Below are 7,805 nucleotides of genomic sequence, written 5' to 3'. Positions count from 1 at the left end.
AAGCTTGCGGGGATTTATTAAGCAGAAAGTCTCGACCCGATGAAAGAAGGGGCAAATGATATGGACGAGTTTCAGTCCCCTTGCGGGGATTTTTTAAGCGAAAAGGCTTTAATTTATTTACAGGAAAAACTTTACAAGGAGTTTCAGTCCCCTTGCGGGGATTTTTTAAGCGGAAAGTAAAGCAATTTGCATATTATGAAGTTCTGCAATGGATAGTTTCAGTCCCCTTGCGGGGATTTATTAAGCGGAAAGCTGAGTTTGTGCGCGATTTATTCCAGCTTCGTGTTTCAGTCCCCTTGCGGGGATTTATTAAGCGGAAAGGTAGTGCCTCCCTCCGCAAATGCGGCACTAGTAACGTTTCAGTCCCCTTGCGGGGATTTATTAAGCGGAAAGCAACTGCACGATTGAGAATGATTAAGTCAGCAAAGTTTCAGTCCCCTTGCGGGGATTTATTAAGCGGAAAGCTATAAATCAAGGGTTCACTTACAGAAGTTTCCTTCCGTTTCAGTCCCCTTGCGGGGATTTATTAAGCGGAAAGAACAGTGGAATATAGGCATACATCGGCAACTTAAAAGTTTCAGTCCCCTTGCGGGGATTTATTAAGCGGAAAGCAAGTAGATGCACTCATGGGTGCATATCCCATTGATATGTTTCAGTCCCCTTGCGGGGATTTATTAAGCGGAAAGCCGGGATGACTGTTTCGGCTTGGTGAGCCTTGATTGCAAAAGTTTCAGTCCCCTTGCGGGGATTTATTAAGCGGAAAGTCCGCCATCTGAAACATAGTCTACAAGGCGATTTTAGAGATAGTTTTGGCAAAGCTGATCTAGAAACCGTGTTTCAGGATGTGAAAAATTGCCAACTGAAACTTATGAAACGCTGTAATTATTGATTTGTCCAGGTTCTGGTGATTTGGCAAACCCCCCAGGGTTTTTGACCTCACTATAGGTCTGCCAAAATTTAAGCTACATCATCATAAGATGATTGTTTGTTCTTGTCGAGATATATTACTTGGCACTTGACTGGTTTAGCGATCGCCTGTCCAATTTGGTGTAAATTTGAACTGTACCAACGGGCATTTCTAAACCATCGGCGATCGCCTGGAAAAGTTCTCCCATTTCTCACCGTGCTAAGATTGTAGCCTAAGTTGCAGCTATTTTAACAGTTGTTAAGTAACCGACAGTTTAAAGTAATTTCTTCCAAAAGTTAGTAGGAAGTCGCATAAGCCATTTTTGACTTGACAATTGCCTGGACGATTTTCTCGCTAGATATTCTCGCCCCTGATAAATTCCGCGCTGTTGGCCCGACTTGCAAAGCTGCTAACCCACCCGTAATAAATAATTCACAACCAGACCACCGCAAATAATCATCCAAAACTGGCAAGCCGTTAACTATAGAAATTGGGTAAGTTTCTAAGACTTCAGTTAGTAGCGGTTCAGCCGTGACATCAAATTTATTGCCAGTACATAGCCATATTCGTTCACATTCAGACTCGCTGCCATTACTGCATTGCACTTGCCAATGATTCTCTAACCATTGGGATTTTTCAATCTGGCAATATTCATCCATGATCAAATTACCATGACGCACCGCCCGACGCAACTGCATAGCGATCGCCTGAGTCATCGAACCACCATTCCGGGCTTGCTGAATCATTTCCCAGCGCTTTTGGTAATCAGACTCAGCAAAAAAGGCTTTAAGATACTTTGGCCCTAACCAACCGGGTTCAGCATCAAATAACTTGGCTTGCAACTGTCGCCGAAATATCAACCGTACCTTAGCACCACGAGCTAAAGCCCCAATTGCCAAATGTCCACTAGTCAAACCACCACCGACAATTAATATCCTTTCCCCAGCCAATGATAGCTTACGTAAATCTACTTTATGAGCATGACATAATTTATCTAAAGGATACTTTGCGGTAATTTGACTTACCCAATCAGGTATCTGAATTTTACCGCTTCCAGTCGCCAGTACCACCCGCCTAGCTATGATAGAACGTCCATCATGTAACCACAACCGAAAACCTTGAGATAAAGGTTCAAGACGAATTATTTCAGCCTTAACAACCTGATTTTGTAAATCCCAGCGTTGAATCACATCTGCACACATATCTTCAAATAGCTGAGTTCCCGGTAAATCGTAGGGAGGAAATAACTCATCAGGGCGAGATTCAGCAAATTTCCGCAAAGCGAAAGGATTAGGATCAGGATGGTGTACGGCTGGCGATCGCAAATGTGGTATATCTAAAGCAGCAAATTGTTGTTGCCATCGACTCATCCATGTCCCACTGGGGTCAAACACCAAAAATCGTCCCCGCATAGTTTGGCGTTTTTGCAGCAGATGCGTTACCAAAGTTAAAGCATGAGGCCCAGCCCCGATAATAGCCAAGTCAATTTTACTGGGTAACTGTGATGGATGAATATCCATTAATAGAATCTAGCTAATTCATAACGATAATCGTTATCATTGTATCCCATTAACTTCAAATTGCCCAATTACTGCAACATACTTAAAACAAGTATTCAGCTAAACTGGTTTAAGCACTTCAGCGCTGACTACAAATACACAAAACTATTGTATTAACTTACCATCCCCAAGTGCCAGGACTACCTTTGAACGGCCCGACAATATCCTGCGTCACCCAACCACCGTAAAAGTTACCTGGTTGGGGTTGGACTTTTTCGCCATCGACGTAACAAGCATCCATGAGATGGGCATAAAAAGCTACATAATCTTTAAGAGATGCAAAAGTTGGTGTCGGGTTGGGATAGAACCAAGCTGCATTTTGTGCTTCTTTATCTCCCACGCGGATGGTGTAGTAACCAGCAGCCCCTTTCCATTCACAAAAACTAGATTTTGGCATCCGTATTAGGTGTTCCATTTTGATATCCGCAGGGGGAATGTAGTAACTCGGTGGATGGCTAGTTTCTAACATCCGCTTGGCGTTGTGGGTGTCAGCAATTGTGACTTCATTAAAGATAATTTGAATATGTTTGTTTGTATCTTCTAAGCGAGGGGGACGGGGGTAATCCCAAACTGATTCTTGTCCGGGAGCAGGGTTAATGCGTTGGGGAGATACCATGATCAATAAATATGAAAATTTTATTTTAAACAACGAACCGTCAACAAGCCAAGAATGCCAAGTCAATAGATAAATTAATCAGTAGGTAGTGATACTATGTAGGCTTATGATCTAAACGAGTTGCTTGCTCTAGAGCGGCTTTTTCTTTGGCTCTTTGGGCATAGGATTGTAATTGGGCGCGATCGCATCCTGTCAGAATAGTCAGATTTTCCCAACTCATCCCCCGCATCAGCATTTCTACACACCAAGTATGTTGGGCTTGCGCGATCGCTGGCGGTTGTCCTTGAGGGGTTAAAAATCCTTCTGTCCACCTTTGCCAATGTTGCCATAAATCTGATTCTGTCATAGCTTCACCCCCTTCGTTGAGAAACATGGCAGGTTGATGATCTTTACGACTTTTCAACCATTTTATTAGAGGATTGTTGCTATAGGAACCATAGCGTTTACCTAAAATCCACTGATTCACAGGTACTTGGCGGCGAAATTCTGGGGTACTAATTTGCAGGAAGTGGCCAGAAGCATCACAAATTTGGTGGTTTTGCTGCAAACTAACAATTTCCTTTGGAGATAAGCCAGCACCAAATAACACATAAGCCAAAGCATAATCTTGTGTTCCCAATTTCCTGGCTTGTTGCAAAATTTGGTGAACTAAACCCACAGGTAAATCCGCTACCTCCTCCACATTTTTCCGCATTGTTGCTGATGTTTCCGAAGATGACATTGCACCGTGTAAAAATAACTCTACTAAGTTCTCTAAAAAATCATCTCGATCTACCCACAGTTCGTTAAATTCACTGGTAAATTCAATTACCGCATACCCCAGGATCATCACATTTAGCAAACTCGCTAATTTTTCTGCGGGGAGATAGGTATTTAAATCTCCTTGCTGAATGACAGTGGCTAAATACTGGGCGACATAGCGATTAGCTTCGGTTAACCCACGTCCTAACGCCCGGCGATTTTCCATCGGGTACTGGTTAGCTTCACCCACCACAGACCGAACTAACTCCGGTATCCGTTCCAAGGCGTGTAAGCTGTCACTTGCATAATCTTTGAGTGCTTGGTAGATATCACCAGGAGGAGTAGCCCTCTGCACCAGCGACTCCCCTAAATTCTTAAAAGCTGCGGATTCTTCCAGCACAGACAATAACAGCCCATGCTTGTTCCCAAAATTTCGGAATAATGTAACTTCGTTGACCTCTGCTTTTTCAGCGATTTGGCGGGTTGTGGTGGCGCTAACTCCCTGGGCTGTAAATAATTCCAGTGCTGATTGAATCAGACGTTGGCGAGCTGAAATTGGTTGATCTGTCATAAGGAATAATGCAAGTGGTACTTGCATGAAAGTTACAGGTCTGTTAGCATGACAAATGTAAGTGATACTTGCTTTTCTTTACTGTAACTAACTACTGTGCAGAGTGGGCAGAATCCGACCGGGGTTGCGCCAAGAAATAGCAAATCGCTTCATCATCCATTAACAGGAATTGTTATGACCGCGAAGTTTCTGGCGTTCACTCCCGATATAGTAGATCCACCACGCATTAGGTGGGTGAACGTGGCATTTTTTGCTGCATTTCATGCCTTAGCTCTCCTCGCTCCTTGGTTTTTTTCTTGGCCAGCACTAGGTGTGCTAGTGTTTCTCCACTGGTTATTTGGGAGTATCGGCATTTGTTTAGGATATCATCGACTGTTGAGCCATAAAAGTTTTCAAGTTCCTAAGTGGTTAGAATATGCGATCGCCACAATTGGAGCGCTGGCTTTACAAGGAGGGCCAATTTTCTGGGTCGGTGGACACCGCCAGCATCACGCCCACACAGAAGATATCAATTTGGACCCATACTCCGCCCAACGAGGATTTTGGTGGAGTCATATGCTATGGATTTTTTACCCACGGTCTGAATTTTTTGATTATGAAATTTATCAAAAATATGCGCCTGATCTAGCACGACAGCCTTACTATCGCTGGCTAGATCGCTATTTCCTCCTCCTACAAATTCCCTTGGGGTTACTGCTGTATGTCTTAGGAGGTTGGTCTTTTGTGATTTACGGCACATTTTTGAGATCAGTCTTACTGTGGCATTCCACCTGGTTTGTTAACTCAGCATCACACCTTTGGGGTTATCGTACCTTTGATGCCGACGATGGCGCACGTAATCTTTGGTGGGTATCACTGGTCACTTACGGAGAAGGTTGGCACAATAACCATCACACTTATCCCCACATGGCAAAATCTGGATTGTCTTGGTGGGAGATTGATATAACTTGGTGGAGTATTAAACTTTTACAGACTCTCGGTTTAGCTAAAAAAGTAGTTTCTACTCCCCCTCACAGCGCCACAACCAAATAGATAGAATCTGAAAATATTACCAAAGAATCAACAACCGGAAAACCACGGATTTAACTGTGGTTAATGAGTTACAAGTTTTTCATGCCGACTGCTGATCGTGCCGTCGGCTTGATCAAAGATTTTCCATAGCAGATTTTAGATGATTCTTTAGTTAAGTTGCGGTATTGGTGAATTTTAAAAACGAACCACAGAGGCACAGAGAACACAGAGTCATGAGGCGGAGAGAGGTTTTGGAATTGGCAAGTTTTTTTGGAAGTTGCATTCAGTTTCAAGTTAGGCAAACATTTCGTGAATTAAATCGCTGTAATATTCTGTGACGACATGGCGTTTAATTTTGAGAGTTTGAGTCAACATTCCATTTTCTTGTGAAAACGGCTCAGAAATTAAGCGAAAGGGAATAATGCAATCATTAGAACTATATCCAGGCCTGTTACGAACTTCTCTATCTAGTTCTTGGCGAAATAAATTCTGAACAGGTTGGCTATCTAAGTTAAGTTGTAACCCCTGATTTTTAGCCCATTCCTCAAGGTTATCCCAATTGGGAACAATTAAGGCTCCAAGCGATCGCCTGTCTTGACCAACTACGACAATTTGATCTATATAATCACTACGCAGACAAGCATTTTCAATCGGTTCTGGCTCTACATTCTCTCCATTACTCAAAACAATGGTATCTTTTTCTCGCCCTGTCAACACTAAATCCTGCTGTGCTGTCAGAAAACCTAAATCTTCAGTATTAAACCAGCCTTTGGGATTAATAGCCTTGTTTGTGGCTTCTGGGTTGTGATAGTAACCCTGCATAATCTGAGTCCCCCGTGCTAAGACTAAACCTGTTTCTCCTTGGGGTAGAGTTTTGCGCGTTTTTGGGTCAACAATCCAAATTTCTGTTCCTGGTATTGGTATTCCGGCTGACCCCCGCAAATTATGTTCCGGTCGCCTGGTTGTCAAAGCTGCGGCTGTTTCGGTCAAACCATAGCCTACCAGCACATCTATACCAATAATTTCATAAAATGTTTCTAAGCTGGGACTGAGACTACCGCCACCACAAATAGTCTGTTTTAACTCTGCGCCTATTTGTTCACGGACTTTTTTGTAAATTAATCTATCAGCCAGTGCATGGATAGGCCAAAGTATGGATTTCTGGATTCTAGCCCTTTGGCGTTGCCACATAGAAGGGTTTTGTTGTTCTAAACTTAATCTATGCACAATTCGCCTAGCTCGAATATAGCGATCGCTTATACTGAAAAAATAGTTAATTAAACGCCGTTTTTGAGCAGATTCTTGGCGAAACTTTTTGTGTACTTCATCATGAATAGATTCTAATAACCGAGGTACAGAAACAAAGTAATCAGGTTTTTGGACTTTGAGATCCCGCTTAAAATGACGCAGATTTGTATAAATGAGAGTGCAACCTTGAGAAAACGCAAAATATTCAATCACCCGTTCATAAATATGCCAAGTCGGAAGAATACTCAACACGCGATTCCGACGGAGCGCTTTGCTATCACCCGCGTCTAACCGCACAACTACTGTTAAACTAGTCACTTGATGCCACAAATTTCCGTGACTGAGCATCGTTGCTTTCGGTTGACCAGTAGTTCCAGAAGTGTAAACCAAAGTTGCTAAACTTTCGCGGGTTTGCTCAACTGGTGAGAAAGTTTGATTACCCCCAATTTCCATAATCTGGGAAAAATTCAGCACCTCCAACCCCGGCTGTGTCTCCACCTCCTCATCTGAAAGTACAATAGCTAACTTAATTGGCAAATCATGTATTTGTTTAAGTAGCTTATTCAGAGTAGCTTGATTTTCTACTACCAAAGCAGTAGCTTCACTATTACGGAGAATATATATTAGTTCATCTTCAGAGGCTTGAGAACTACGCACCGCATCCACTGCCCCAACTGCCATAATACCTTGGTCAGCAATTAACCAACGCAGATTATTTTCGGAAAATAAACCAACCTTTGCCCTCACTGATACACCCAAAAACTGTAACCCCGCCGCAAACTGTTGAATTTGCTCCCACAACTGAATGTAAGTCAGACTTGCATTTGGCTTGACGTGGGGGTCGTGTATGGCTACAACATGACTAAACCGTTGAGCTGCTATTGACCAAACTTCTGGTAGAGTATTGACACTACTGTAATCAGCTTGCTCTTCTAACGTGAGACTAGAAGCACTAACAAAGGAAGGACTGTTCATTAAAGACCTCTAATAAACCGTGTCCCCTTGCACTACACCTTGATAAATATATTACTTGTTAATACCTTAGATAATAATCTGCCGAATGGGTGAGAACTACGAACTACGTAAAGCCTGCGGCATAGCTTCGCTTAGAGCGAAGCTCCTCTGAAAGAGGCATTACGAATTACGAACTAC

The 7,805-nt window shown here is 42.8% G+C and carries 5 protein-coding genes and 1 CRISPR repeat array; of the genes, 1 reads left to right on the top strand and 4 read right to left on the bottom strand.

Annotated elements, in window-relative coordinates; all coding sequences use genetic code 11:
• Positions 1-68: 68 nt before the first annotated feature.
• A CRISPR array of direct repeats spans positions 69-764; the repeat unit is 37 nt; unit sequence GTTTCAGTCCCCTTGCGGGGATTTATTAAGCGGAAAG.
• Positions 765-1,203: 439 nt separating this feature from the next.
• The 3 genes from VB654_RS23255 to VB654_RS23245 form a co-directional block, all read right to left on the bottom strand.
• Positions 1,204-2,427 carry an FAD/NAD(P)-binding protein gene (locus tag VB654_RS23255; RefSeq protein ID WP_323216194.1) on the bottom strand — a complete coding sequence of 408 codons (1,224 nt, stop codon included), beginning with the start codon at positions 2,425-2,427 and terminating at the stop codon, positions 1,204-1,206.
• 157 nt (positions 2,428-2,584) lie between these two features.
• Positions 2,585-3,082 (bottom strand): DUF427 domain-containing protein, encoded by a 498-nt coding sequence (locus tag VB654_RS23250; RefSeq protein WP_323216193.1) that lies wholly within the window; start codon positions 3,080-3,082, stop codon positions 2,585-2,587.
• Positions 3,083-3,176: 94 nt separating this feature from the next.
• Positions 3,177-4,394: a TetR/AcrR family transcriptional regulator gene (locus VB654_RS23245; protein ID WP_323216192.1), complete on the bottom strand. Its 1,218-nt coding sequence runs from the start codon at positions 4,392-4,394 to the stop codon at positions 3,177-3,179.
• A 174-nt stretch (positions 4,395-4,568) separates the two neighbouring features.
• Between VB654_RS23245 and VB654_RS23240 the strand changes: the two genes are divergently transcribed.
• Positions 4,569-5,426, top strand: a complete 858-nt coding sequence (locus tag VB654_RS23240; RefSeq protein WP_323216191.1) for an acyl-CoA desaturase — start codon at positions 4,569-4,571, stop codon at positions 5,424-5,426.
• A gap of 273 nt (positions 5,427-5,699) precedes the next feature.
• Here VB654_RS23240 and VB654_RS23235 read toward each other — a convergent pair whose 3' ends face one another.
• Entirely contained in the window at positions 5,700-7,628 is a 1,929-nt protein-coding gene (locus VB654_RS23235; protein ID WP_323216190.1) for an AMP-dependent synthetase/ligase, read from the bottom strand.
• Between the last annotated feature and the right edge of the window lie 177 nt (positions 7,629-7,805).

It is taken from the genome of Nodularia sp. UHCC 0506 (genome assembly GCF_034931045.1).
Taxonomy (GTDB): domain Bacteria; phylum Cyanobacteriota; class Cyanobacteriia; order Cyanobacteriales; family Nostocaceae; genus Nodularia.
The sequence above is the reverse complement of the archived record's forward strand: the minus strand, read 5'-3'. Positions and strand labels throughout refer to the sequence as shown.